The organism is Vibrio fortis (assembly GCF_000695685.1).
GTDB classification, from domain to species: domain Bacteria; phylum Pseudomonadota; class Gammaproteobacteria; order Enterobacterales; family Vibrionaceae; genus Vibrio; species Vibrio fortis_A.
This window is the reverse complement of sequence record NZ_JFFR01000024.1, coordinates 1-26,457: the sequence shown is the minus strand read 5'-3', so window position 1 is coordinate 26,457 and position 26,457 is coordinate 1. Positions and strand designations below refer to the sequence as shown.

Genomic DNA, 26,457 nt, shown 5'->3' with positions numbered 1-26,457 from the left:
AATAAATAACGCTTTTCATATAATATTTATTCAAAGAATCACTTCGGAATAAATAGCTTAACCGCATCAACTGTTCGTGATTGAAATCCGGTTATGGAGCGTAAGAAGTGACCTGTGAATAGTCGACGATGTAGCCGATATCATCCAAAAGTGCGACAGATATGACCCCAAGGGTGAACCCATTGCTCATCACTTCTTGAGTCATCGGAGCGATGGTTTTGGCGTCACTGTTTTTTGAATCACCCAATACACGCTTTTTATCCCCTTGCCAGACATAATCATATAAATGACCACCATCATCACTAATCGGTAACGCCGTTAAAGCCATGTTGTACAGCTCATTGTATCTTTTCAGAGATTCGCTGTTATAGACACTGAATACATTGCCTTTTTGATTCTCATCGTAATGTGTGTAGTCATAGGAATAAGAGCCAACGCCGAAAACGTGACCCATTTCATGTACGATGTTTGCGTTAAACTCTTTTTGATCGAATCCGATCTGATAAGTGTGAGAGCCAATAATGATTTCGCCGGACAGCGGAAAGTAATATGGGCCTACTTTTTCATCCTCCTCTGGACCAGCCATACCATTGGCATTATCGAGAGGCTCAACATACACGTTGATATCAACATGGTGATGCTCTTTCCCTTCGATTCCTTTTAATACAGATAACCACTTGTTGGCTGCTGCTATGTAGGGCTCTTGTGAGGTTTCGTTCCATTCCAATTGGTCATTATCAGTATTTACCTTTCCTTTGAAATGCAAAGAAACCGATAAGCCATCGTTAGACACTGTCTTTGTCGCAACGGTTTCATTAGAGAGGTGTTGGGGTTCTGAATCTAGGCTGCATCCGTTTAACGCGATGCACAATAAACCTAGAAAAATGGTGTGGTTCATAACAAATTCCTATCTTGAATACTTGTTCCTTACTAGTTTTTACTTCCACCTCTCTTGCTTCAAGTATCAGTCTGTATGGTTATGTCATGTAGTGTCGTATGCGGCGCATACAAAGAAAAATACCCTGGCATTATGTTCAGGGTATTTTTTGGGGGTGTTGGTATTTCTGAATAACTATTTGGCCTTTGCGGCTTCAATCGCTTGCCCTAGCACTTCTCTAGAACCGATTTCATCACCGGCGTTAAGAGTCAGGGAGTAAATTTGCCAATCAGAATCCGTTTTCTTCATTTCAAAGGTGTACGACCCTGAAATCTGCCAAAAACCGTCTTTACCGATATAGTGACTTGCCACGATGTCCGCATTGACTTCGGCTTTGTTGCCAGTTTGCTCAATATTGATGTTCGTTAGATCGTGGTAAGTGACATCAAAGCCTGGCAGCAGTGCTTCCCAATTATTCATTAAGTCTTCACGCTTAACCATTGAAACCTCGCCTCCGAATGCAGAAGTGTAGTCAACGACAACCGTCGGCGTGAAGATTTGCTCTAGGGCATCGAATAGGTTTCGATCTGCGAGTGTTGCCATGCTCTTGGCAGTTTGCGCTATTTTCGCTTCATCGCGAGTCAACTCGCCAGCATGAGCGCTTAACGCTGCGACACTTAGTGCCAGTGTTAAAGTTTTACGTAGCATAACGACTCCTAAAGCTTGCGGTCAAAAAATTGAACAACAGCGTCTGTTGATGCTTGAACATCTTCTTCAACATCATAGAAGTCGAACTGAGATACGTTTTCTAACCATACGGCTTGAACGTTGTCGCCCGCTTTATCTAAATAACCGTGAGTACCCGCTGGGATAGCCATTGCTTCTGAAGCAACGAGCAGAACAGGCTTATCTTGTTGTGCCGCAGTTGCGTGAGCATCGTAGGTTAACCAACCAGCCCATGAGCCTAAGTTAAATGCGTTGTCCCATTCTGGGATGAGTCCGCGGTCTTTTTCAGTGTAGTAAGGCACGTTGTACATCAGTGCATTTGGGTTGGTTAGGCTCGCACCTTCGATGATTTGTGGCTCATCGCTAGTTAAAGCTGAAATACCTGTTTGGATTAGATTTGCTACAGAATCAGCACCGCCATAGATAGCATCTACAATTGTGCGATCGTGCAACCAAGGTGCGACGGCGGCAGCTGCGATTACATCCTCGTTACCCAACACGGCATCAAGCATGTACCCTGATGATGCACAGATACCCAAGCCGTATGCTTTTGATGCATCAATGCCTTTAACTTGGTCTAAAGATGCGAAAACGGCTTTGATGTCTGCAATTTTACGTTGCGGATCTTCCAGCTCTATCAGTTTATCTTTTGACTCACCCCATCCTCGGAAATCAAAAGTGATTGCGGCATAACCTTGCTCTGCTAGGTGTTCCGCGTAAGTCGCTGGCATTTGCTCTTTTACTGTTGTCCAGGCTCCGGTAACAACGACGACTGGTGGGTTCTCAACGTCATCAGGGAGATAGATGTTAGCGGCAAGGTTACCTACATCTGTTTTTAGCGTGGTGTGTTTTACGATAGTGTCTGCATAGGAGCTAGAAGCGAATACTGTACTTGCAATTGCTGTAACTAAAGCTTTTTTCATCATGATACGTCTCACTCTATTGTTTCGTGGTTCCATTTAAAACAGTGCTCTTTGCTGTAATAAGCACCTCTAAAATGTTTGATAATTTAGTCAAAAGGCGGCGAGAGATATTGAAGAAAATTGAGTTTTGTTTTGTAGAAAATTGCGCGATTGGTGGGATATTTGCGTGAGTTAAATACTAAATCAATGCTCGAATAAGACGGTTTTATTGTTCGCTTAATGACGGTGAATGCCATTCTTTATATTAATGAATTGATATAAATTTTGTGTTCATGTGAATGTATAGGTGACATTGCGGTAACAAAATGTTACAAAGCGTCCAAAATCCTTATAAATAATAAGTAGTTATTGAACGCTTGCGACTTTGAGACACAACATGACTATAAAAACAAAGCTGTTTGGCTTAACTGGCCTTTCTATTCTCGCATTGATTGCCATTGTTACCATTACCGAATTGGCTAACCTAAAACTTCTAAAATTAGAGAAGACTTTAATTGAAGTAAAAGAGATGGAAGTGTCTCTTTTACAAATGGATCGGATTCAACGAGATCTGTCTGATTCATTTGCGACCTCAAAATTAGATGTATTCAAAAGTGAGTATTCAGACTTTCAAATGCTGTCTGGATTACTGACGAACGACTTAGATGAGCTAGGTATCAACGTTTCGGAGCTCTCATTGTTGCGTCAAAAGATCACGCTTTATCGCAAAGACGTTGAGACTACGGTGGCCAATCGTGACACCGATTTAAGCGTTGATGCGGAAATGCACTCAGAGATGAAAACCTTAATTACCGAAATCTTCACGATCTTCCATGGTATCGAATCGACTCTAAATACCGAGTTAGCGCAAGAGCAGAAAAGCATTGAGCGCTTTATTATGTTATCTGTTCTGTTGGTTACAGGTATGCTCATCTTTGGTTCCTACATCTTGATTCAAAACATTCAGGGTAATATTCGCCAGCTAAGCCAAATGATGCTGACAATTGCGAATACTCACGATCTAACCATGAAAGCTAACACTGATCGTAATGATGAGATCTCAGAAATGGCGGGTCAGCTAAACATCCTTCTAGAGAGCGTCCAAGGACTTATCTCACGCGTTCAAGGAAGTGTGAGTGAACTTGGCGCTGCATCGACTCAACTGCAACAGAGCAGTGTTGATACAGAAAATGCATTGAATCGTCAGCAACTGGAAACCGATGGTGTTGCCGCTGCTGTCACTGAAATGGGTGAGTCAATTAAAGAGGTGGCGAACACTACGGAGAGTGCGGCTGATAACACTCAACGAAGCTATGACAATGCGCAATTGGGCTTTAATGAAATTGTTGAAACACGCGATACAATCACTGAACTATCTAGCGATTTATCGAGTGCGAGTGATGAAGTGAATCATCTGGTTGCGCTGTCAGACCAAATTAGTTCTGTATTGAATGTTATTGGCGAGATAGCCGAGCAAACGAACTTACTGGCGTTGAATGCTGCGATAGAAGCGGCGAGAGCTGGAGAGCAGGGGCGTGGTTTTGCGGTTGTTGCCGATGAAGTGAGAACACTGGCTGGCAAAACACAACGCTCGACGGCAGAGATTTCTGAGATCATCACCGCGGTACAACAACAAACCCAAACCGTGGTATCGACAATCCAGTCTTGTAGCCACAAAGGTGCTGACAGTGTTCACATGTCTGAGCAGGCACTGAGTCATATCAAAGCGATTATGGAAGAGATGAAACACATCTTGGATAGCAGTACACAGATCGCATTGGCTGTGGAACAACAGAGCAGTGTATCTGAAGAGATCGCGCGTAACGTGAATACGATTCGAGACTTAACGTGCGTGAACGTTGGGGCGGTTTCTGAAAATGCTCAATCTGCAACGGTAGTCGCGAGTCAAGCGACTGACCTAACGCTCGCTATTGATAAGTTTAAAGTGTAGAGCTACGTACCATTATGTACTGAGTGCTTGGCCTAAGTGAAAGGTACTCTAAGAGAGGATTGTTGTAGGAGAGAGACTGTTGTAAGAGATTGTATGGGAATGTCTTATAGCTATTGTCATCACTTATAGGCTCGGTCTTTTCTCGTACATTGATACCTCGTTGAGCGTAATGAGGTGTCGCATGAAAATTCTACCGTTAGCCGCCGTGACCACGGCGGTTTTACTTTCCGGCTGTAACAGTTCGAGTCAAAGTAAGTCAACATCCCAGCCAACTACTGGTATTGCATCCCAAGTTCACGGCATATCGATTGAGGCCGTTCCATCGCAATTCTCCGACTATTCTAAAGCGGGCTACAACCGATACGTTGCAGTGAAAGCCCCGAATGGTAAGTCGATTCATATCTTAATCATGGACCGACTGAGTGAGTATCAGATCGTCAAAGCAGTGAACGTATTGAATCATTATCTAACCCCAGTTGCAGGGACCAAATATGGCGATAAGGATTCTAAGCGTGATATTGCTAATGCTATGGCGAATAACGGGGCTATTTTGAAGTTGATGAACTATCACGATGAGCCCAGATATAATGATGATCTCGATGGACAGCCACTATTCGAAGAGGAAATTCAGGTCGAAGGCGGCGATTGGTATGTTCGACAAGATTATGAAGATCATCGAGATGCCTCCTATGAAGAGATTCTCCATCTCGTGCATGACTATGGTATTGGTGTACTCAATGCTCCTGAGGGAGGGGTAACAGCACTGCCTGAGTTCCAACGAGAATTTAATACCATTCAGAAGCAAGCGTTAAATCAATCTTACACGCCACCGGAAGATACGCTGAAAGAGTGGCAGCAAGAAGTCAGTGTGGACCAAGAGTACTTTGCTGCCATCATCGATAGCTACTATGGCCTTTGGGGGGCATACAGTGGAAAAGGCATGTGGGACCTGTACAATGTTAAGACTCGAAGTGATTTCTCCACAGAAGATCCCAACGCCCTCTACATAACCGAACAGATTTTCTCGCCAACATTAACCTATGACGCGTACATTGCTGATACCTTCACCGGTACTTTCAAAATGCGCTATGACGCTACTGTGCCATATACACATCACGCTCAATATCTCACCAAGCTGACTCTGACCGGAAGCAAGGATACAAATATAGAACTCAATGGTCATGACAATCGTTTGACGGGCAATACTGGAATCAATACGGTTATTGTTCACGGTGCACGAAGTGAGTACCACATCCACGATTTAGGAGAAGGAAAGATTCAATTGAATGACATGCTTACCGATCGTGACGGGATGAACGTATTAATTAACATCGAAAAAATTCAGTTTTCCGATGAGCTTTGGGAGTTATGACAATTGAACACTTGAGCTACAAAACTGTACACAATGATGCAGAGGAACTGCAGTATAAAAATAGTTCAAGTGGTAGCATAAGGCTAAACAAGTTACTCCCTTTAGTTGTGGTAAATTCTTTGGTTTCGGGAGTGATATAGGACTTACTATTGCAAAGGAATACCATGCTTATTCGAATAATAGCTTTATGCTTTACTCTCGTGCTTACATCATGCGCTTCTACCTCGCAACCGAGTAGTCGCACACAAGTTAAAGACTGGGTCGAAGAACATATCAAGCAGTATGATCCAGCGGCTCCTCTCGTTGTTGGCAGCGCTCAAGTTGATAGGGCTCTTACATTTTTTGACGAGCAAGGGATTGATTTAAAAAATGTTTCGAACAAAGGAATTGATATTGAGCTAACTCCCAAACGCACGGAAACACTAGGGGACGGAATCAACTCGCATGTGATAACTGCGAATTGCCCTCCAAGTTACGCTGTGTTGTCAGGGAATGTGTCTTTCTCTTGGCAAGGAAGTTTAGAACAGCTGAATAGGGCCAAAAGTAGTGGTAAATTGATGATAAAATCGCAACAAGCTGACGAGGTGAGTTGGCAACTTGTTGTAAGTAAGCCATCTGAGTCTGTGCTGTTCGTAACGCTTGAGGCGATCTGTCTGCAGATTTCTGAAGATTAACGTCTTCAATGAATAGATAAAGCGTAATGCTACTCAATAACTTAACTCACTAACATATCTAATATCTACGTTCCGGTGTTGTAAAAATCAGCACCGATCACAAACTGCGCGCCTATCGATAGTTACTCTTAAAAACAATACGTTAACTATCGAGTGTCCACCATGTTTACAAATCGTCTGTTTGTTTTAAGCCTAGCTTGTTTAAGTCTATCCTCAGGTGTTATTGCCGCTGATTATGGTCAGAGTATTCAAATCCCAATGAAGGATAAAGGCCTGCTATGGGACAGCGACATTGCTTTAGAAGCAACTCTTTATAAGCCGCAGGGCGAGGGTCCTTTTCCAGTGGTTATCTTTAACCACGGTTCGACAGGTGGCGACAAAGAATACGCGAAACAAACGGTCAATCCGTGGGGTTTTGGAAAATATCTAAATGATAAAAAAATCGCACTCGTGATACCGATGAGAAGAGGTCGAGGTGGTTCAGAGGGTAGCTATAAAGAGCAATACACGTGCGAGGGTAAAGGGATTCGTGAGGGCATAGAGTATGCGATTGAGTCTCTCGATGCATCGTATCAGTTCATCTTAAATCAACCGTGGGTCGATAAAGAAAAGGTTATGTTAGCGGGTAACTCGAGAGGCGGGGTTCTGTCGTTGAAGTATGCCTCAGAACATCCAGATGCCTTTACTGGGGTGATTAATTTTGCTGGTGGTTGGGTGGACGATTCTTGCATCAAACAAGGTGTGTCACCCAATGTAGCTATTTTCAAACGGGCGGCAAGCAAACTCGATACACCAACGCTGTTTATCTACGGGCACAATGACCCATTTTATTCGGATGAGTCCATCAAAACCTTAGCCGAGTCTTATGAGAGCGCTGGTGGCAATATCGATTTTAAGTTCTACCAACTCGGTAGTGGAGCATCGGGGCATGACATCTTCTACAAGTACTACTACCTATGGTCAGAAGTGGTGGACCAATACCTAGTTGAAGCAGATATGGTCGTGACGCGGTAACATGTTGTAGCTCTGACATGAAAGAACACTATGGAGTCGCAGCGTTTAGCTAAAAGTATTGATGTGCTCTCAGCGAATATCTAACCCCGCGTAATGACGGGGTTAGTTTTATTGAAAGGATTATTAAGCTAAAAAGTTGTTACTTCGTCGCTAGAAGTCGAAATCGACCTTCACGTAGTATGTGCGGCCCATTTCTGTCTCTTCATAGGCTTGTGTTGATTGGTCTAAACGTTCATCCGTCACGTTAGTTACACCAGCGCGGAACGTGAAGTTCTCGTTGAGCGCATATGCACCGCCTAATGATACAACCGTGTAGGCGTCGAGGTTATTGTCGCTACCATCTTTTTGCTTGCCGGTGTAGTTAAGGCCAGTAAAGAAGGATAAGTCGCGTGTTGCCAGCCAGTTCAGATTTGCGTTTGCTAACCACTCTGGAGTGTAGGCGATGTCTTCATCGTCGACTTTATTAACGGCATCGGTGTAGGTTGCATTGGCTGTAAGCGACCAGCTTGTTGAGAACTCATAGCTACCTTCCAGTTCAACACCTTTTGTTTCAACCTTATCGACGTTTTCGTATTGAATGATGGTGGATGTTCCATTGAAGAAAGGCGTTAAGTCACGGTCAATCAGGTTTTTAACATCATTGAAGAAACCTGTAGCTTGCACATAACCATCGACGCCAGAGTACATGGCAGATAACTCGTATGTTTTCGATGTTTGTGGCTTAAGATCTGGGTTACCAACAAGCGTACATCGGCCACCACAACTCACAAGAGAGAAGTCTTCCGACGATTGGAACAGTGTTGGTGACTTAAAGCCTTCACCGTAACCGCCTTTTAGGGTGACGTTATCAATACCGTTGTAGACAAAGTAGACTCGTGGGCTGAAGTCATTGCCAAATTGGTTGTTGTGCGTGAGACGGCCGCTTAATGTTGCTGCGAAATCATCCGTCACAAAATACTCATCTTGAAGATAGACGGCACTTTGTGTCACTGAGCGAGAGCTCGAATAGTCGCGTTGGTTCTCGACGCTGGTATAAGAGACTTGTGCACCAAGAGATAAAACCTGACTGTCAAAGTGGTCGACAACAAATCTTGAATCTACGGTGTGGTTGTCTTGGTTCAGTTCTGCTTCATCAACCAATGGGTGGAAGTTGTTTTCGTTCACCTGTGCTGTTTCATAGAAATAACTGGTGTCCGATTCACCCCAATCCCAACTGCGCACATGGCCTAAAGTACTGGTCAGTTTTTTTCCATCGTAATAGCTGGTTGCTAACATGTTCACGCTGCTGAAGTAGCTGTTCTCTACACGTTCATCTTTGGAGTACGACACATCAAGGTAGATGTCGTCTCTATCTGTGATAAACCAGTTCAAAGAGCCTCTGAACACGTTTCTTTTCTGTTCTGTCTGCGGAGAAAAGTTCTCGCCAGCATTATCTGGGAACCACGCTTCTTGATCACTGATGTCTACGGTTGCAGTGTAAGTCAGTATGTCAGGAATGATTGAGCCGCTAACAAATGTATTACCTGCCTTCAATTCACCGCCAGCATTAGGCAATAGCGCATTGGCGTCGTTGTCAGCGGGCATGCTGTAAGTCAGGCTGCCTGAAACATTGGTTTCTGTTGACGCTTGTTTAAGGATTACGTTAACCACGCCCCCAATTGCCTCACTACCGTAGAGCGAAGACATTGGCCCTCTCACGACTTCGATCTGTTCAATAGCGCTCATTGGGATACTGGATAGATCGAATGAAGCACCACGGATCACGGTTTCACTAGAGCTGATTCGACGTCCGTTGATTAAAAACAGAGTGTAGTTACCGTTAGACGAGTTTTGATTCTGTAGACCACGGATAATGATTCTTGGCTCTGCACCTGTTGTTTTGGCAACGTGTACACCAGCCACGCTCTCAAGCGCTGTCGAAATGTCGGTCGCAGGCAGCTTATCGATATCTTCACGTGTGATCACCGAGATTGATGCTGGCGCATTCTTTATCGATGTTTCATATTGGTTCGCCGTTACTACCATAGTTTCTGTGTGTTGTGTTGGTTCACTTGCCACTGAAGGTAACGAGACGAAGCCTGCTAAAGCGATAGCTACTGCTAATTGATGTTTCTTTGTTTTTATCTGTTCCATTTCTTGAGGGATCCTTGGTGCTTATTTACTAAATAGTGTGGTCAATCCATCTGCCAGCATCACGCGCCAGCTATAGTAGTCATGACCACTCGCGACGCTTTTAAACGTCACCGGATAGCCTTTCTGTTTTAAGGTGTCGAATAGGTTTCTATTGGTCTGATAGATACTTGCGTTCTTTGGCTCTGTCTCAAATACACCGGCATTGAGATAGAATTGGATGTCCATTTTGCTCTTGGTTGCGGCCAACTCGCTCATCCAACTCTGCTGGTTGGGCAATTGCTGTTTGGCGCCTCGTGGTTTCCACCAAAATGAGCCGGATTGACTGAGCACCTTGCCAAAACGTTCTGGGTGTTCCAAAGCAATATAAGTCGATGCTAAGCCACCAAAACTCGAGCCAGACAACACCGTGTTCTTTGCGGTAGGGCATATAGACTGTGTTTCACAAAGCCATGGCATCAGCTCATTAGCCAACATGTTGGCGAACGTTTCATTGGGTGTGAGTTCCTTCCCTCGCAAACTTGGCCTTGGTGGGTTAACAAACACGACCCTCATTGGTGGGATAGCTTTGTCGGCAATCAAGTTATCCATGACAATTGGTGTCGGTACTTTATTTAGGTAGGCATCGCCATCGAATAGAATCAGTAACGGTGAAGCCTTATCTAGCGGGTAAACCTTGTTCGGCTCATAGATACTGATTTTTCTTTCTTCATCACTCATCGAGTCACTGTAAGAAAAGTGGCTAACCAGCCCTTTAGGTTGTTCTTGCTCGGTTGCGACCTGATCGCTCGACGCGTAATTCAGCGTCAACGTAGATGCAGAACCAAAGAGACCGGTATCTGAGCCAAAAGTCGGCTGTAGGTTCAGTGGATCGGGTGCTGCGGTCGCCAATACCGCTTTTCTCTGCTCTCGATTCACGTCTTTTAATAACTGCGGCACATTGGGCGCAATTCGGTATGAGAGGCGTGTTGTATCTGGAACTTCAAATGAGTGAAACCAGATGTCACTACCTTCAATCTGGCTCATCTGAGCATGGCCGCCATAAGGAGCCCCTAACAGACGGACATTGTCGACATCACCCCTATATAAAAAGGTAACGATAGCTTTGTTGAGCGTTTGGTATTCAACCAGCGGCGCGCCCTGTGACTCAATGACTTGCCAAAACTTTTTTTCAGCATCTTTTACACCACCCTTGATGTCACTGGCGGTTTTAGACAGGGTCGGGCTAAGCATTGGCAGATCTGGCGACAAATATTGATCGCTTTTTAACGCCATCGGGTTGAGTTGCATCTCAACCTTTATTGGTTTGTTGCTGTCCGCTGTCACCTCTATTTGATAGGTGTCTGCTTCGTCGACGTACCAAAATATCTCGGTTTCACGAGAGTGGTCGTTAAGTAGTTTCTTGATTGGGTCGCCAGAAGAGTTAAACGCGATCACTTGGTCCATATACTCCTGGCTACGAATATAGCCACGGTAATACCTAGGTTTGTCGACCTTCAAAGATAGTTGTGTGTGGGTGTCGAACTTGATGTTTTGTGCTTTGCTTGCGTCAATGATCATTGCGTGAGCACTGGATAACTGAGTGACAAGAGCAAAAAAGAGAAAAATCCATTTCATGAAAAATCCCATTGGTGTTAATGATATTAATTATCATTTATGGTAATTTTCTTTTTCACTCTCTAACAGCAGTTTGAGTTATGCAAAGTAACTAGATTGTTATGAAAACTGGCAGGCACTTATGAATAGTCGAATATCTTCATCTTTTAGGAAAAGCGCCCTTGTGCGTTGGGTTGAGACTGAAGAGAAATACCAAATGGTGTCTGAACAGTTCACAGAGACAGATCCACTTCTGGAAGGGAATGTGGATACGTGCAAGGTTAAAGAAAGCTTCTCTCTGCATTGGGGAACGACAACAGAGCTAAAAGATCATCAAGTGATATCCACAGCGCGTAAGGCTCTGATTTTAATCATCCTAACGGACGGTAAGCTTGACTTCAGTTACGATGATTTGAACTTCAACATGGACTCTAAAAATGGCTACCAAGGCTTGGTCGTTAACTTGGCAAAACCTGCTACTTTTAGACGTACTGTTCAGAAAGGGAATAAGGTTGCTAAGTTAAAAGTACTGATTCCGCAGGATTGGATTGAGGAGCGAGTAGAGGCGGGCAGTCGAGTCGACGAATTTATCTCACAGCACTTAGCTAACTTTGATCTTTATTCCAACGAGAACTTACGTGAAATCATCGATAAGATTATTGAACTGCATAATGGAAACGAAACATTTAAGAAAATTAAGTTGGAGTCGCTAACTCAAAGCTTGGTTTTAGAAGTGTTTGAGCAGCTCACAAACAGTGACATGGCTGTAAAACCTGTTTTGCTAGAAGCGTCGACGATCACAACTGATAACACCAAGAGCTCCATTGATGGTCTTATCAACCATATTGAAGATAATCTCGATAGCGACCTTTCTGTTAAGGCGTTAGCGGAGTATGCACACACAAGCGAATCAAATCTTAGACGGAAGTTCAAAGAAGTGATTGGTTGTAGTCTTAAAAGTTATATACGCCGCCGACGCTTAGAGGTTGCTCGTAAGCACCTTGAACAAGGCTTAGCGTCGATAACCGAGGTAGCCTACTACGCCGGTTATCGCCACCCTTCGAATTTCACCAATGCCTACAAGAAAGCCTTCGGTTATCCGCCTGCTGAATCGGTGAATAGACGAGATTAGGTTGGAATCTCTATTGATGTAATGCTAATTAATGTTTGAAGCGAGTCAGTTTTTATGTCGAAGTTTTGTCTAATTTAATGCGAATGTCTTAGGTATGAAAAATTCTGGAACTTCCCCAAGTTAGAAGACTCTGAAAGGCACTTATTTATGTCCTGTACAACATCATGCTTTTTCGTTTTATCACTGAGTTCATTATCATTCTTTATGCTGTTGCTAGCTTCTCGTTCATACTTTGGTGTGCCTTTGGAAAGTAATGTTAGCAATGCGAGCAGGCTGGCACAGTAAGTCGATGCTGATGCCCTCGTTGATTGATACAAGTCTCCAGACAAAGAAAAAGGAAAGCAGTACGAAACATGCTTTCCTTTTTTATTTGGTTAGAAGTTAATCTTTACTTCAGAAGATCAACGATAGCTTTGCCTACGCCATGAGCGCTCGTCGGGTTTTGACCTGTGATGACGCGGTCATCGACGATGACAAGCTCTTGCCATGGCTGCACTTTCGAGTAACGCGCTGCGCCACGAGCCAAAGACTCTTCCAATAAGAATGGGATGTCGTTGATGGTGCCAAAATCAATCTCTTCTTCGCGAGTAAAACCAGTCACTGACTTAGATGCAAGCAGCTTCTCACCATTGCTTAGCGTGATTGGTAGTAGGGCGCCCGGACCATGACAAACTGCTGCGACAATACCACCATCTTCATAATGCTTAGCCGAGATCTTAGCGAAGTCTTCGTTGGTTGCTAGATCTGAAAGTAGACCAAAGCCACCTGGGTAGAAGATCGCATCGTAGCTATCTCCATTGATTTGCGATACAGGAATGGTGTTGTTCACGCGGTTTAGGAAATCATCATCCGCCAAGATTTTTGCGTTTACTGCATCGCCTTCGATGTCTGTTCCGTATAGAGGAGCCTGACCACCTTTGATAGAAGCAATGTCGTAATCAAAGCCAGCATCCAATAATTCGCTCAAGGCATGAGTCAGCTCTGGCGCGTAAGTTCCGTTGGCTTGGTCGGTTTCACCTAGCGTTGCATGGTTTGTAACAATAATCAGTACTTTCTTCATGATGATGTCCTTGTGAAATTGCGTGTATTTGTTGAACACCTTCATACTAATTGCTAATCAAATAAGTGATAATACGTTTAATTGGCAAAACATTATTGCTAAATAGCAAAGATAGTTATGGCACAGGTGATTATGGATAGTTTCGAAGGCATTAACGAGTTTGTTACGGTTGCGGAGAGCAAAGGGTTTTCTGCCGCGGCAAAACAATTAGGATGCAGCACCAGTCACGTGAGTCGTCAAGTCACGAGATTAGAAGAACGGTTGGGTGTCGCTTTGTTAGCACGTTCAACGAGAATGGTGAGTTTGACCGATGCAGGTCAGGCGTACTACCAACAGTGTAAGGAGCTAGTGATTGGGCTTCAGCAAGCGAATGAGACGTTAACGACGCAGCAGACTCAATTGAGTGGAGTACTAAGAGTCAGTGCTGCTGGCGCATTTTCTGAAAACCACGTCGCCCCCGCTTTGATGGAGTTCGCTAAACAACACCCAAATCTCACGGTAGACATTAACTTCAACACTAGCATGGTCAACTTTATTGAAGACGGCTTTGATTTTGCGATTCGTTATGGAAGGCTCAGTGATTCGGGTTTAATCGCAAGAAAGCTGGTGGACCGTCCAATGGCAGCGGCTGCAAGTCAGAGCTATATTGATGAACATGGCTTACCAACGTACCCGGAGCAGCTTAAACATCACAGTTGTATCATCGCAAACAAAGACGTTTGGCTGTTTGAGAAAGACGGACAACCGTTGGATGGAGTGAAGGTACAAGGCAGATGGAAAAGCAATAATGCCCACACGGTTCTGCAAGCCTGCACAGAAGGGTTGGGCGTTGCTTATTTGCCCAAAAGCAGCTTTAACGATGCAATTTCTTCTGGGCGTTTAGTACCTATACTTGAACCCTATTGGGGCAGTGGCAACAGTAGCTGGATTGTGTACCAAAACCGGAATTTCTTACCATTAAGAGCGAGGCTAGCTATCGATTTTTTACTTAAACACTTTGCTGGCTGGCAGGAGTAAATTGCACGCTTTTCGGCACTGGTAAGAATAGTTGTGCTGACACATATTGTATTAGTTTGCGTGGCTAGAGTTGTATATCGGTTCGGTTGTCAAATTTGAACCCGTAGCACGATTTATACTGGCGTAGATTGCTGGATATTATGTTCTCAGCTAGTGTTCGGTAAATGATATGTAGTGTATGTGTTTCTGGATTGTCTTATATGTTAAAGCGTTCTCAATTAAAACTGAGCGTCTGTTTTCTTAGTCTCTCAATGCTCTCAGCATGCGGTGGAGGAGATGGTGGTGGCAGTTCAGCTGCACCCAGCTCTCTAACACAAGAACAGCGTTACGACCTTCTGTATCGCTCGACATTTGGCCCAGAGCCAGGTTCCTATGAAGATTTAGCCAATCTAGGTTATACAGCTTGGTTAGATCAGCAGTTTTCTTTGTCACCAACTTTGCACTCAACTCGATTGCGACAGTACCAGTTGCCAGAGGGCGTAGACACTTACAACCAATCTGATCGTGTGGCGGTTTGGTGGGATGTTAGCCTGAATGCGCCCGACCAACTTCGCCAGCGTGTTGCCTTCGCGTTGAGTGAACTGTTCGTCATCTCACGGTATGGTGCGAGCCTAGGTGGCCGCGCCGTCGAGATGACCGATTACTACGATATGCTTATTACCCATGCGTTTGGCAACTATCGTGATCTTATAGAATCTGTGACGCTGCATGCTGCAATGGGTGATTACCTATCCATGATGGCAAACCAAAAAGCGGATCCAGACAATAACCGTTTTCCAGATGAGAACTATGCACGTGAAGTGATGCAGCTGTTTAGTATCGGTCTGTATGAGTTAAACCAAGATGGTACGGATAAGCTAGATAGCCAGGGGCAACTGATCCCAACTTACTCGCAGGATGATATTGAAAATCTTGCGCGAGCATTTACAGGCTGGCACATCGCCGAAAAAACCAAACCATGGTGGGGTTCGAAAGAGGGAAATTGGCTTATCCCAATGGTGGCTTATCCTGACTACCATGATGACGAACAGAAAGTTGTGATGGGCAATGTTTTTGCTCAAGGCCAGACGCCAGAGCAAGATATGGCGCAAGCGATGGACATGTTACTTAACCACCCCAATACAGCACCTTTGGTCAGTAAACATCTTATTCAAAGATTGGTCACGTCGAACCCTTCTCCTGCTTATGTCGCTCGAATTAGCGCATTGTTTGCAGATAATGGGTCAGGCGTGAGAGGCGATCTTAAAACCGTGATTCGCGGCATTTTAACTGATAGTGAAGCGCTCAGTGGTGGTGATCGAACGCCTGCCAAAATGAAAGAACCCTTGATCGCGATGACCAATTTTTTCCGCGCATTCGAGGCTAAATCGGCTGATCCCACCGGACGATTTCATAACTCTATTAACACGTTTGGTGCATACGGGCAGTCGCCATTAGGTTCGCCAAGTGTGTTCAATTTCTTCTCGCCAGATTACGCTCCAATCGGCGAGATAGCGGCGGCTAAAGACGTGGCGCCTGAGTTTGAAATACTGAGTTGGAATAACTTCATTCTGACTAACAATCAGCTTTGGACTGCAACCGGCAGAACGAATTACAACGGAGAAACCAACCCGACTCGTATCGTTATCAATACCGCGCCACTAGAAGCGATCGCCAATGATCATGAAGCTCTGATTGCCGAAATTGAGAGGCGTTTACTCTCTGAAAGAATGAGTGATGATCTTCGCGAGATAGTATTAGAAGCATTAGAAGAGCTTCGAGATACACAACAGAGTTTAAAGGTTCGTAACGCCATCTATATCGCAGTAACGAGCCAAGAGTTTCACATTGAGGAGCTAGCCCAATGATTTCACGTCGTCAATTATTAGCGGCTATGGCCTCAACACCTATTGTTTCAATGATGGGCACTAGCTCCGCTTATGCGTTGCCAAATAATGATTATAAGGCTCTGGTTTGTGTTTTTTTATTTGGTGGCAACGATGGTTTCAACATGTTGGTGCCTAACGATAACGCACACTACGATGAATACGCGAATGCTCGTCCAGACATTGCCATCCCACAAGCATCACTGCTTCCTTTATCATTAAACACTGGGTCAAGTTTATCGTTGAGTTTGCATCCTTCTATGGGTGAGGCTCAAAGTCTATTCGATAGCGGGAAAATGGTCGCTATTGCTAATAGCGGTGTACTCATTGAACCTGCGACTAAGGCTGGATTGAAGGATGGCACACATGCAATGCCACCTTTCCTGTTCTCTCACAATTCTCAACAAGCGGAATGGCAGCGTGGTTGGTCTGGTAGTAATACGACGCTAGGCTGGGCAGGGCGCTTAATGGATGTGTTGAGTAGTGACTCTGACGCCATTAGCCCAACTTTCAGCCTTAACGGCTATTCACAGCTATTGAATGGTAGCGACCATACTGCCAATCTGATCAATGCTTCTTCGCTACCAAGAGTAAATGGAATTAATAACGCTCAACGTCGAAAAAGTTTTGATCGGGTAATGCGCCTGTCGCCACACACAGCGTTTGGCCGAGAATTTGACCGCGTGAAAAACGATTCGGTTTCAATAAGAGATACGTTAGCAAACGCGATTGGTTCGATACCTGAAGAAGGGCACTTCCCCGATTTGTCATTGAGTAAACAGCTACATACGGTTGCTCGATTGATCAAGTCAAGTGATCAGCTGGGTCACCAAAGACAAGTGTACTTTGTCGGTTTTGGTGGCTTTGATACTCACGCAAATCAATTGAACGACCATGCGGAGCTGATGAGCGCTTTAAGCCAGTCGCTTTCTGCATTTAATCAATCCATGGAGGCGGCAGGTTTAGGTGACAAGGTGACTACCATGACTATGTCCGATTTTGGTCGCCGTCTGGCAAGTAATGGCACTGGTACCGATCACGGCTGGGCGAGTAATCACCTTGTGATGGGCGGCGCTCTCAACGGTGGGCAATTATACGGGCAATGGCCATCTCTGATCCTTGATGGAGAGAATGACTTCAACAAAGGGCGTATGATTCCAACGACATCCGTTGAGCAAATCGGTGCGACGGTTGCTAAGTGGATGGGAGTGAATACCGACAGCGCGATGGACTACATTTTTCCTAACCTGACGAACTTCTCAGTGAAAGATTTAGGCTTTTTGAAATAGGTAAACTCAAAATTTTCCTGATAGAGTAACGCCGAAATATTGAGAAGAGTAGTCACATGAGCGCAGAGCATTTTCAAGGTCAGTACGAGGTCGAATTAAAGTATCGTCTTGAGTCAAAGTCAGATTTCTTAGAGGAGTTGGGTAACATCCCTCATGAAATAATGCTGGAAGATAATCTAGAGTCGGATTGGTACTTTGATACGCCAGACAGGAGCCTGCAAGCACAGGATAAGAGTGTCTGTATTCGTTCGATGGAACCGTCGGGGATTAAACTCTGGATAGTCAAAGGCCCTGAAGCAGACCGTTGTGAAGCAACTAATATCACCGATGCAATCAATGCCAAAAGTATGCTTGAAACCATGGGTTATGAGGTTTCGTTGAAAGCATGTAAGACACGAAGCATCTATTTTGTAGGCAAATTCCACATCACTGTCGATTCTTTAGAAGGAATCGGTGATTTCGCAGAGTTCGCCATCATGACCGACGATGAATCCATGCTTGCGACCTACAAATCAGAACTTGAAGCCCTAGCCAGTCAATTTGGCCTAACGCAATCTTCACTTCAAACCAAATCTTACAAACAGATGTTTCTGGAGCGGGAAATTCAGTAACGACTTAGGTAAGAAGTGAATGCACTGTGTAGGCATCAATATGTTTCATCATTAGATGGCTCACATTGGCATCCTGTCCCTTCAATCATGTTATATCACCTAACAACTTGATATTGATATGAAATGAAGTCGCTTGTAAAAATACAACTTCGTGTTTTGACCAATTCGATTTAGAGAACGAAAGGAACCCCAATGCATTACGATGTATTCAATGGAGACGCAGACGGCATTATTGCGTTGCTACAACTGCGTCTGAGCGAACCAAAAGAGAGCGCGCTTATTACAGGTGTTAAGCGTGATATTAAGTTGCTCTCTCGAGTTGTGGCTCAACAGGATATTTCTTCTGTTACGGTACTTGATGTGTCGATGGAGAAAAATCATGATGCGTTACGTTCGCTGTTGGATGCAAAGGTCGACGTGTTCTATTGCGACCACCATCGTACGGGTGAAGTGCCTTCTTCTGCTCATCTTGAAACTTTAGTCGATACTGCACCTGAGTGTTGTACCAGTTTGTTGATTAACCAAAAGCTAAATGGTAAGCATGTCGCGTGGGCAGTTGCAGCAGCGTTTGGTGATAATTTAAAAACGGTTGCGACTAAGCTCGCGCTAGACAATGGTTTTAATGAATCACAAATCGCGTTTTTGGAAGAGTTGGGCACCTTAGTCAATTACAACGGCTATGGAGCGTCACTCAGTGATCTCCACTTCACGCCTGTTGAGCTATACCAAACGCTTTATCAATACCCAAATCCGTTTGATCTTTTGAATGATGAAGAGTCGGTGTTCTACCGTTTGCGTGCAGTCTACCAAAATGACTACCAACAAGTGTCTATTCTCGCTTCGGCTTATGAGAGCAATTCAGCGCGCGTCTTTGAATTACCGAGTGAAACTTGGGCAAGACGTATTAGCGGTGTATTTGGTAATGAGATCGTTAACCAAGATCCAAATCGTGCTCAGGCTGTGCTTACAAAAAACCAAGATGGCGAATCTTACACCGTGAGCTTGCGTGCACCCTTGTCGAATAGAACTGGCGCCGATGAGGTCTGTTCAAGTTTTGAAACGGGCGGTGGTCGTAAAGCGGCGGCGGGCATCAATGTGTTGCCAGAAGCAGACAAGCAACGTTTTTTTCAAATGTTAACGGATTACTATTCGAAGTAGGTTGTAATAGCGAGCTTACTGCTAATTTCGCTTCTCACAGCAGAGAATTACGGGGTGGTTGTCGTTCTCTTTTGACTTATTTTTACCGTCATTCCAGAACTTAGGCACGAGGTATCTGGAATCTCTATAACCAGCGAAAGCTTCTTCCTATATTTATACACTTCACAATATAGGGTGAAGAGAATTATAGATAGCTACTTTGCTCTGAATGGCTGATGGAGATAAGAATTGATCCCCTAAAGTGATATTTATTCTATAGTTTTCATATGACTTTGAATAATCACACGGAAGAAAATCAAGAATGGCTAAGCTCTCCTCGTTCAGCCCTAAGGTATTGTTGGTTCTATTCATATTGCTTACATCTGTGACGTACGGTGTTATATCACTTTACGTGCTGACAACTCATAGCCAATCTACCGTCAAACAGCTACAAAGTGGCAACAGTAGTTTCGAGCTTGAATCCGCAAAGATTTTTATGGAGAAGTATTTAGAAGTCGCGGAAGATCGCATTGTGTTAGCCTCTCAGTACCAAGGCGTTATTGATGCCGCATCAGAATCGAACATTGAGCGCCTCTCTTACCATCTAGAACGCTTCAAAGGGCAAAACCAATCTATGCAATTCGCGGTGCGGGATCGTACGGGGCAATTGTTGTTTGAAGATACATTTCGTCACCCAGCCTCTACACAAGAACAAGCCATCTTCAAAGCAATTGCAAATAAAGAAGTGAATGAACGCATATTGTATCTTTTGCATGATGATACTAACCATATTTGTATAAAGTTGTTCATGCCCTTATATCAGGCTGGGAGCTTTACTGGTGTGATATATGGAGAAACAGCCGTCGACTACGATGATTTCTTTGGTTCATTCGTTACCAATAGAGAACGTTGGTATGAGTTGAGCCAAACTGAGCCGCCAGTCGCCTCACTTAACAAAACGGATAACCAGATCGACAATGAACACCAACCTCATGACACAGAGAAAAATCAATACAGTGAAAAGGACTGGCTACTAACCCAAACGGCTTTAACTAGAGGCGACTTGGTGTTAACCCAAGGGATCAGTCGTTCGTTTCTTAATGAGCAGTTATCAACTCTTCAGAAAGAGCTATTGAATGGGCTTTTTATCATTTTAACTATTAGTTCTGTTTTGGTTGCCTTGATGGGACAGAGGTTGTTCGTTAACCCCCATAAAGAGCTCGACGGATCGAAGAAGTTGCTTGAAGAGTCAAACAAACTACTAGCAGAAAAAGAGCGTGATAGTCATCTACTGGCGACAGTTGTGAAAGCTGCTCGGGACGCCGTTATTATCACTGACAAAGAAGGGCGTATTGAGTGGGTAAATAGCGCTTTTGAGGCCATGACAGGTTACCGATTAGACTCAGTAAATGGCTTGAAACCCGGGGCATTTCTACAAGGTGAAAACACTTGTTCTGAAACGGTAAGTCGCATTGGATCTGCGCTCAAAAAGGGTAATCAAGTTAAAGCTGAAATATTGAACTATACGGTTGATAAGTCACCTTATTGGGTGGATATCGACATTGTGCCTTTGCGTAACGAAGAGGGTGACATCGAACACTTTATCGCGATCGAACGTGATGTTACCGATATCAAGAAGCTTGGGCTAGAACTAGAAGAACAGGCGAACAAAGCGCATCAAGCCAATGAAGCTAAATCATTGTTTTTGGCGACGATGAGCCATGAGATCAGAACCCCAATGAATGGCCTTTTAGGGATCTTACAGATGCTTGTGGACGACTTAGAAAAAGAAGAGCAAAGAGACGTCCTGAAATTGGCGCTAGGTTCTGGCGAGCATTTAATAGCAATTCTGAACGATATTCTAGACTTAGCGAAGATCGAAAACGATAGCCTTGAGATTGCCCCACATCCATTTAAGATGTCTGAAATTACCAATCCTGTATTGAACACTTACCAAACTCTGTGCTCTGAGAAAGGTATTGAGTTTAACCTTATCGATGATTGTGATCCTTCCCTCGCATACAATGGCGATTCTGTTCGTATTCGACAAGTGTTACTTAATCTAGTTGGAAACGCACTGAAGTTTACTGAAAGCGGTTCAATTAATGTAAGCGTTAAACGAATAGATCCAACAAAAATGGAGTTTGCCGTTGAAGATACGGGTATTGGGATCCCCAATGATAGATTGAGTTCAATCTTTAATGAGTTTGAGCAAGCGGATTTATCAACAACACGTAACTACGGTGGAACAGGGTTAGGGTTAGCGATTTGCCACAAACTTGTGACTTTGATGAATGGGCAACTCAATGTCGAAAGCGAGGTTTCAAAAGGAAGCCGATTCAGTTTTGTTATCAACCTTCCAGCGATAGTTCATAAAGACGAGAAGGGTGCGGAAACGCAGGCAGTAGACTTAACTTCGTTTAAGGTTTTGGTGACCGACGATAACAAAATGAATCGCATTATCGCCAAAGGCTTTTTGGACAAATTGAACGTTGAATGTGCTACTTGTGAGGATGGGTATGAAGCATTAGAGCAGCTGGAATCGGGCAGTTTCAACCTTGTGATAATTGATAACCACATGCCGAAAATGAACGGTGTTGAGACGGTTCAGAAAATACGAGAGGCTGGCCATAGCGACCTTGTTATCATCGGGTGGACTGCAGACATCATGCAAACATCGACTCAAGCTTTTTTAGAGGCTGGAGCAAACGAAGTCCTTACTAAGCCTTTGATAAAAAAAGATCTTATAGGGGCGCTTTCTCGTCATCTCGATCATATTAAAACGGTCGATAGGGCAAGTTAAATGCGGCTTGTTTTGGTGCTGGTATTACATCTATTGGTTCAGATATAGTTTGTCATTTTTTGTGTTTCCGTTTGCCTAGGCTCGCAAGGTTTTTCTAACTTGTTTTTGTCCAGAGGCTTCACTGACCTGAAGTTTTACTCGTGGCACTTTTCTCAAAAAATGCCAGCTAACTCAGATCTGCCCCAAAAAGAGTTAGTAAGAAATTTATTCAAACGTTGTCCACCAGTTTTTCTATCAATGAAGCTAATTGAATCCAGTTAGAATATTATACAGGTGCTTTCCATAATCCGAGCTTTGGAAATAGTAAACTTATCTCACTACCCTAAACTAACTTTAGTTTGATAATTCCTTGCTCAAGAATTCAAAGACATATTGTATCCTTCTATTTGTTCGAAGCTCTCGATGGGTAACAAGCCAAAGCTCCGTTGAAAAATAGCCAAGTTCTGGTAGCACTTTTTTTACATTATCTGTAAGTTGAACTAAGTGATCTTGAATAAACCCAACACCAACGCCTTGCTTTACTAATTCCCAATAAACGGTGTGATTGCTCGTTGTAATAGGAAAGTTTGCAGGTGTTAGCCTCAGCCCCCGCTGATTTAACATTGACATAATTTGCTGAAAATCTGACGGGCCAATAAAATCAGCTCTATTGAAGTCTGACAAAGTCTGAGGGTTTGCTATCGAACTAAGGTAGGAATGTGCGGCATAAAGATAGAAATGATCGTCTCTGATCTTCTTAGCAATTAGATCTAGCTGCTCAGGCCTGTAAGATCTAATAGCAATGTCGGCCTCTCTGCATTTCAAATCACTGCTCGCGTTAGATGCGACTAATTCAATCGTAATTTTGGGTTCAAGACGCCTCAACTTCGATATGATCGCAGGCAATTCGTAAGCTGCCATGCTCTCTGATGCACTTATACAAACCGAGCCCTCTAGTAATTCTGACTTCCCCGAAGCTGTGAGAGATAAATGGGCAGCAGCATTGCCCATGCTTTTGACACATTCAGCCAGCTCGACACCACTTGGGGTTAACTCTAGCCCCTTGCCTACACGTTCAAAGAGTGCAACTTTAAGCTGCTTCTCCAATGCATTGACTTGCCGACTCAACGTTGGTTGAGAGCTATTTAAAGCTTTAGCTGCAGCTGATAGAGAGCCCAACTCAGCCGTAACGAGGAAAGCTCTTGCATGATTCCAATCAAAATTTACTGTCTTCCAATCTATTCGCATATGAATACCATTTATGCATTTTCGTCTCTATCAATCCATAATAGCATCGATAGAATGTAGGTAATCTATGAAATTCAAATCATGGAGATTCAACTTAATTAGCTAGTGTATGGTTTTCACAATACTAAAAGGCGGTAGGTAATGAACAAGACCGAAAACTTCTGGGATAAGGCGTCGAAAGGCTATGACAAATCTGAGGCTCGTTTTGAATACATACATAACATGACCAGAGAAAATGCAAAAAAATACCTCGATATTAGTAACGTCGTATTAGATTATGGGTGTGGAACAGGTACAAAGTCATGCGAGTTGGCAAGCTATGTCAAGGAAATTCATGCCATTGATATATCGGCAGAAATGATTGAATCGGCAAGAAATAAAGCCGCCAGTCAGAATATCGAAAATGTTCACTTTTCCCAAGCTACTATCTTTGATAATGAATATGAAGATGAGTCGTTTGATGTGATCTTTGCTTTCAACATGTTACATACCGTTGAAAATCCTAGCCATGTCGTTCAGAGGATACACGAGCTATTAAAACCGGATGGGCTATTGATTTCGACCACGCCTTGTTTAGGTGGGAGAAAATCTCTGTTGGTTAGCATGCAGATTCATCTTGTTGGAATACTATCGAAGATCGGAGTAATCCCCATCAGTATAAGACAATACAGAAGTTCTGATTTGGATAGTTTATTGAAAAAAGAAGATTTTCAAATAGTTGTAGCTGAGGAGTTCTACATGGAAGCCACTAGTTATTTTGTTGTCTTAAGAAAAGCGTAGGTCTGTAACCTTTAGCCGAATATGCAATGAATATAGGCATATAATTACTTGTTTTGATTGTGGGGTTGTAATACGTATTGTTATCCAAATTACGAAACTTATCAAAGTTCCTAACGCACTTTTGCCCCATTCCTTGTTGGTAACAGCAAGGTACATCAGTCTCGTTCCGAGAGTTTTCGATAGTTCTTCTAATGCTAGAAGATACCACTGACTTAACAATCAAAGAGAGTGCCATCTCATTCAATGAGTTATCCAATTAGATAAGCTGTAGGAAAATCTGGTAGTTTTGACACATCGAGAGTAATGAACAGCAAAAATGAAACTCATCATCTTTACTTTCTTTTCTGTGTATCTATACAGTTTATTTGATTTTAATCTGGTTTGGGTATAGATAATGGCTTGTTTTGTTGAGTTCCTAGTCTCGTTTTGTCAATGGAATGTTTGATAATCTATTGTTTTTTAGGATGTTTGTGATAATCATGCCTTAGATAACAGGCACTGTTAAAAAGTGATAACACGCAGGCGCGTTTCTATATGATGACAGAATACATAGCTCGATGTATTTGCTTTAATTGTTAGTGGTTTATGATAAATTTTTTGATAAACAGGCAGACAGAAAAACGAGACTGCCTGTTATTAAGAATGTTATGTTTTTCACGAAAGTGGGATAAATTAGTGGATATTGAAATTCTATTTAAAGTAGTGACTCCGGTTATAGCAGTTTTTTCCTTGGTAATATCGATGATGAGTTTTCGAAATTCTAAAAGAAAAAATCAGCTAGATTTTCAGATACAAGAAGACAAAGAGCTTAGCGAGTATGCTATATCTTTGCTAGAAAGTGCTTATAAGGCACTTACAGACAATGGTGAAAATGTATCTCCTCCGAAAGCGAGTCGTCTCAATTGGTTGACTGCTGCTCGTTATATAATGCGGTTTTATGCCCTTCGCAAAAACTTAAAGACAGAAAGGTATAAGTTAATCTGTGATGAGAATGCTGAACAGTGGAGGCATGAATTTTATAAGTTGCTAAAAAGTAATGAGTTCAACAACCCTGGGTACTTTTCGGGGAAGTATATGCTTCACTCTTCTGAGAATATTGAACCAAACTCGGCTGTTGTAATTATTGAGTTTGCGCGTTGGTCTGAAACTTATGAAGACCCAATTGATTCCTATGATTATAAAGAAACCATAGCTACTTCCCCAAAAGTTCTTGATGGGCAAATCGGTCTTCAAGTGTACCTTTCTAACTTGGAAAGCGAGAGGGTAGTAAAGGCTGAACAACAAACATAACAAAGCATTTAAGAGTGATTCGCAACGCTTGGCAGTTTCGCTTCGCTCAAGTATAGCCAAGCGCCGCTCACATATATGGTCTCCCCCAGTTTTGCAAGCCAGTAATATGATCAAAAGCGCAGGTTAACTTCCATATATACGGCCTGTTGAACGGCTATTGCCTTGGCCAAGATGAGGAAGTCGAACACGAAGTCCTAATCACCTTATCGACTTTATAAGACAGTGTGAGCATAAGGTTTTCAACGTGTAGGATTTATCCTGTTATTCATCTTACTACGTACTTTGCAAAGGGTTGGTGATCATCATTAGCTTCGTGTTGGTTGATACTCTTCGTTTTTAGTTATAACGGCCCACGCTATGCGCATGAGTTTGTTTGCTAAAGCGACAGCGGCTCTGTTTGGTCCTCGTCGCTCTTGGAGTTCAAGCATCCACTTACTGAGATTATCGGATTTAAATTTGGCGCGCCTTAGCGCTGCTCTTGCTCCATGAACGAGTAGGGAGCGGATATACGTGTTGCCTCTTTTGGTTATCCCAAGAAGAATGACTTTATCACCGCTGGTATCTTGCTTCGGCACAAGGCCCATTGCGGCGGAGGCATCTCTACCGGTTTTGAACTGTTGTCCAGAGCCAAGCCATACTGCAACGGCTTGGCTAGTGAGTGGTCCAAAACCAGGGATAGACATGAGTCGTTTTGCGTTTTCGAACTGCTTGGCGGTTTGGTTAAGTTTATCGTCGAACCATTTTACTTGTTCGTCGATGTATAAATATCGTTCGTACTGATGGGATAGCAGCTCTCTTAATATACAAGACAGTTGGTTTTCATCGTTCTCGAGTATTTCGGGTATGGCCTTTCTGAAGGCAGCGGCTCCTTTGGGCATAATGATGCCGTATTCAGAGATAAGGCCACGCACTTGATTAACGATACGAGTTCTTTCAGTGACGAGCAGACGTCTCATTCGAATAAGAGATTGGATGTCTTGTTGCTCGACGGATTTATGAGGCAC

21 protein-coding genes are annotated in these 26,457 nt (G+C 43.4%); 13 read left to right on the top strand and 8 right to left on the bottom strand.

Translation table 11 applies throughout. The features are described from left to right. Positions 1-91 precede the first annotated feature (91 nt). The 3 genes from VFDL14_RS09215 to VFDL14_RS09225 all read right to left on the bottom strand — a co-directional run bounded on the left by VFDL14_RS09215 (position 92) and on the right by VFDL14_RS09225 (position 2,529). Positions 92-898 (bottom strand): hypothetical protein, encoded by an 807-nt coding sequence (locus VFDL14_RS09215; RefSeq protein WP_050487432.1) that lies wholly within the window; start codon positions 896-898, stop codon positions 92-94. A gap of 174 nt (positions 899-1,072) precedes the next feature. Next, positions 1,073-1,585, bottom strand: coding sequence for a nuclear transport factor 2 family protein (locus VFDL14_RS09220; protein WP_032551788.1), 513 nt, complete (start codon positions 1,583-1,585; stop codon positions 1,073-1,075). An 8-nt stretch (positions 1,586-1,593) separates the two neighbouring features. Further along, positions 1,594-2,529 carry an alpha/beta hydrolase gene (locus tag VFDL14_RS09225; protein WP_032551787.1) on the bottom strand — a complete coding sequence of 312 codons (936 nt, stop codon included), beginning with the start codon at positions 2,527-2,529 and terminating at the stop codon, positions 1,594-1,596. A gap of 373 nt (positions 2,530-2,902) precedes the next feature. On the opposite strand from VFDL14_RS09225, the gene VFDL14_RS09230 reads away from it, so the two are divergent. The 4 genes from VFDL14_RS09230 (at position 2,903) to VFDL14_RS09245 (ending at position 7,516) form a co-directional block, all read left to right on the top strand. Continuing rightward, complete coding sequence (locus VFDL14_RS09230; protein ID WP_032551786.1) at positions 2,903-4,456, top strand: methyl-accepting chemotaxis protein; 1,554 nt, start codon at positions 2,903-2,905, stop codon at positions 4,454-4,456. 181 nt (positions 4,457-4,637) lie between these two features. Continuing rightward, positions 4,638-5,828, top strand: a complete 1,191-nt coding sequence (locus VFDL14_RS09235) for a hypothetical protein (RefSeq protein ID WP_032551785.1) — start codon at positions 4,638-4,640, stop codon at positions 5,826-5,828. Between the two features lie 164 nt (positions 5,829-5,992). Beyond that, positions 5,993-6,502 (top strand): hypothetical protein, encoded by a 510-nt coding sequence (locus VFDL14_RS09240; RefSeq protein WP_032551783.1) that lies wholly within the window; start codon positions 5,993-5,995, stop codon positions 6,500-6,502. A 162-nt stretch (positions 6,503-6,664) separates the two neighbouring features. Continuing rightward, the gene (locus VFDL14_RS09245) at positions 6,665-7,516 is read left to right on the top strand and encodes a dienelactone hydrolase family protein (protein ID WP_032551782.1); all 852 of its coding nucleotides are present in this window, start codon (positions 6,665-6,667) and stop codon (positions 7,514-7,516) included. Between the two features lie 150 nt (positions 7,517-7,666). Here the strand turns inward: VFDL14_RS09245 and VFDL14_RS09250 are convergent, their stop codons facing one another. Beyond that, the gene (locus VFDL14_RS09250) at positions 7,667-9,649 is read right to left on the bottom strand and encodes a TonB-dependent receptor domain-containing protein (protein WP_032551781.1); all 1,983 of its coding nucleotides are present in this window, start codon (positions 9,647-9,649) and stop codon (positions 7,667-7,669) included. Positions 9,650-9,670: 21 nt separating this feature from the next. After that, on the bottom strand, positions 9,671-11,263 hold the full coding sequence (locus tag VFDL14_RS09255; protein ID WP_032551780.1) for an alpha/beta hydrolase-fold protein: 1,593 nt from the start codon (positions 11,261-11,263) through the stop codon (positions 9,671-9,673). A 163-nt stretch (positions 11,264-11,426) separates the two neighbouring features. Between VFDL14_RS09255 and VFDL14_RS09260 the strand changes: the two genes are divergently transcribed. Beyond that, positions 11,427-12,374, top strand: coding sequence for an AraC family transcriptional regulator (locus tag VFDL14_RS09260; RefSeq protein WP_235201725.1), 948 nt, complete (start codon positions 11,427-11,429; stop codon positions 12,372-12,374). A gap of 388 nt (positions 12,375-12,762) precedes the next feature. Here VFDL14_RS09260 and VFDL14_RS09265 read toward each other — a convergent pair whose 3' ends face one another. Then, positions 12,763-13,434, bottom strand: a complete 672-nt coding sequence (locus VFDL14_RS09265; protein WP_032551778.1) for a type 1 glutamine amidotransferase domain-containing protein — start codon at positions 13,432-13,434, stop codon at positions 12,763-12,765. A 132-nt stretch (positions 13,435-13,566) separates the two neighbouring features. On the opposite strand from VFDL14_RS09265, the gene VFDL14_RS09270 reads away from it, so the two are divergent. The 6 genes from VFDL14_RS09270 to VFDL14_RS09295 all read left to right on the top strand — a co-directional run bounded on the left by VFDL14_RS09270 (position 13,567) and on the right by VFDL14_RS09295 (position 22,156). Continuing rightward, positions 13,567-14,451, top strand: a complete 885-nt coding sequence (locus tag VFDL14_RS09270) for a LysR family transcriptional regulator (RefSeq protein ID WP_032551807.1) — start codon at positions 13,567-13,569, stop codon at positions 14,449-14,451. 200 nt (positions 14,452-14,651) lie between these two features. Continuing rightward, complete coding sequence (locus tag VFDL14_RS09275; RefSeq protein WP_032551777.1) at positions 14,652-16,298, top strand: DUF1800 domain-containing protein; 1,647 nt, start codon at positions 14,652-14,654, stop codon at positions 16,296-16,298. Further along, positions 16,295-17,605, top strand: coding sequence for a DUF1501 domain-containing protein (locus VFDL14_RS09280; protein WP_032551776.1), 1,311 nt, complete (start codon positions 16,295-16,297; stop codon positions 17,603-17,605). The genes VFDL14_RS09275 and VFDL14_RS09280 overlap by 4 nt, the downstream gene beginning before the upstream one ends. A 56-nt stretch (positions 17,606-17,661) precedes the next feature. Further along, on the top strand, positions 17,662-18,216 hold the full coding sequence (gene cyaB / locus VFDL14_RS09285) for a class IV adenylate cyclase (RefSeq protein WP_032551775.1): 555 nt from the start codon (positions 17,662-17,664) through the stop codon (positions 18,214-18,216). A gap of 192 nt (positions 18,217-18,408) precedes the next feature. Continuing rightward, a complete protein-coding gene (locus VFDL14_RS09290; protein ID WP_032551774.1) occupies positions 18,409-19,374 on the top strand; it encodes a hypothetical protein in 966 nt (321 codons plus the stop codon). Positions 19,375-19,675: 301 nt separating this feature from the next. Further along, entirely contained in the window at positions 19,676-22,156 is a 2,481-nt protein-coding gene (locus VFDL14_RS09295; protein ID WP_032551773.1) for a PAS domain-containing hybrid sensor histidine kinase/response regulator, read from the top strand. A gap of 333 nt (positions 22,157-22,489) precedes the next feature. Here VFDL14_RS09295 and VFDL14_RS09300 read toward each other — a convergent pair whose 3' ends face one another. After that, positions 22,490-23,383, bottom strand: coding sequence for a LysR family transcriptional regulator (locus VFDL14_RS09300; RefSeq protein WP_084181880.1), 894 nt, complete (start codon positions 23,381-23,383; stop codon positions 22,490-22,492). Between the two features lie 141 nt (positions 23,384-23,524). Between VFDL14_RS09300 and VFDL14_RS09305 the strand changes: the two genes are divergently transcribed. Next, positions 23,525-24,163, top strand: coding sequence for a class I SAM-dependent methyltransferase (locus tag VFDL14_RS09305; RefSeq protein WP_032551771.1), 639 nt, complete (start codon positions 23,525-23,527; stop codon positions 24,161-24,163). Between the two features lie 675 nt (positions 24,164-24,838). Then, the gene (locus VFDL14_RS09310; RefSeq protein ID WP_152549253.1) at positions 24,839-25,453 is read left to right on the top strand and encodes a hypothetical protein; all 615 of its coding nucleotides are present in this window, start codon (positions 24,839-24,841) and stop codon (positions 25,451-25,453) included. Between the two features lie 305 nt (positions 25,454-25,758). Here the strand turns inward: VFDL14_RS09310 and VFDL14_RS09315 are convergent. Further along, a partial coding sequence (locus VFDL14_RS09315; RefSeq protein ID WP_032551769.1) for an IS110 family transposase occupies positions 25,759-26,457 on the bottom strand: 699 nt, incomplete at its 5' end.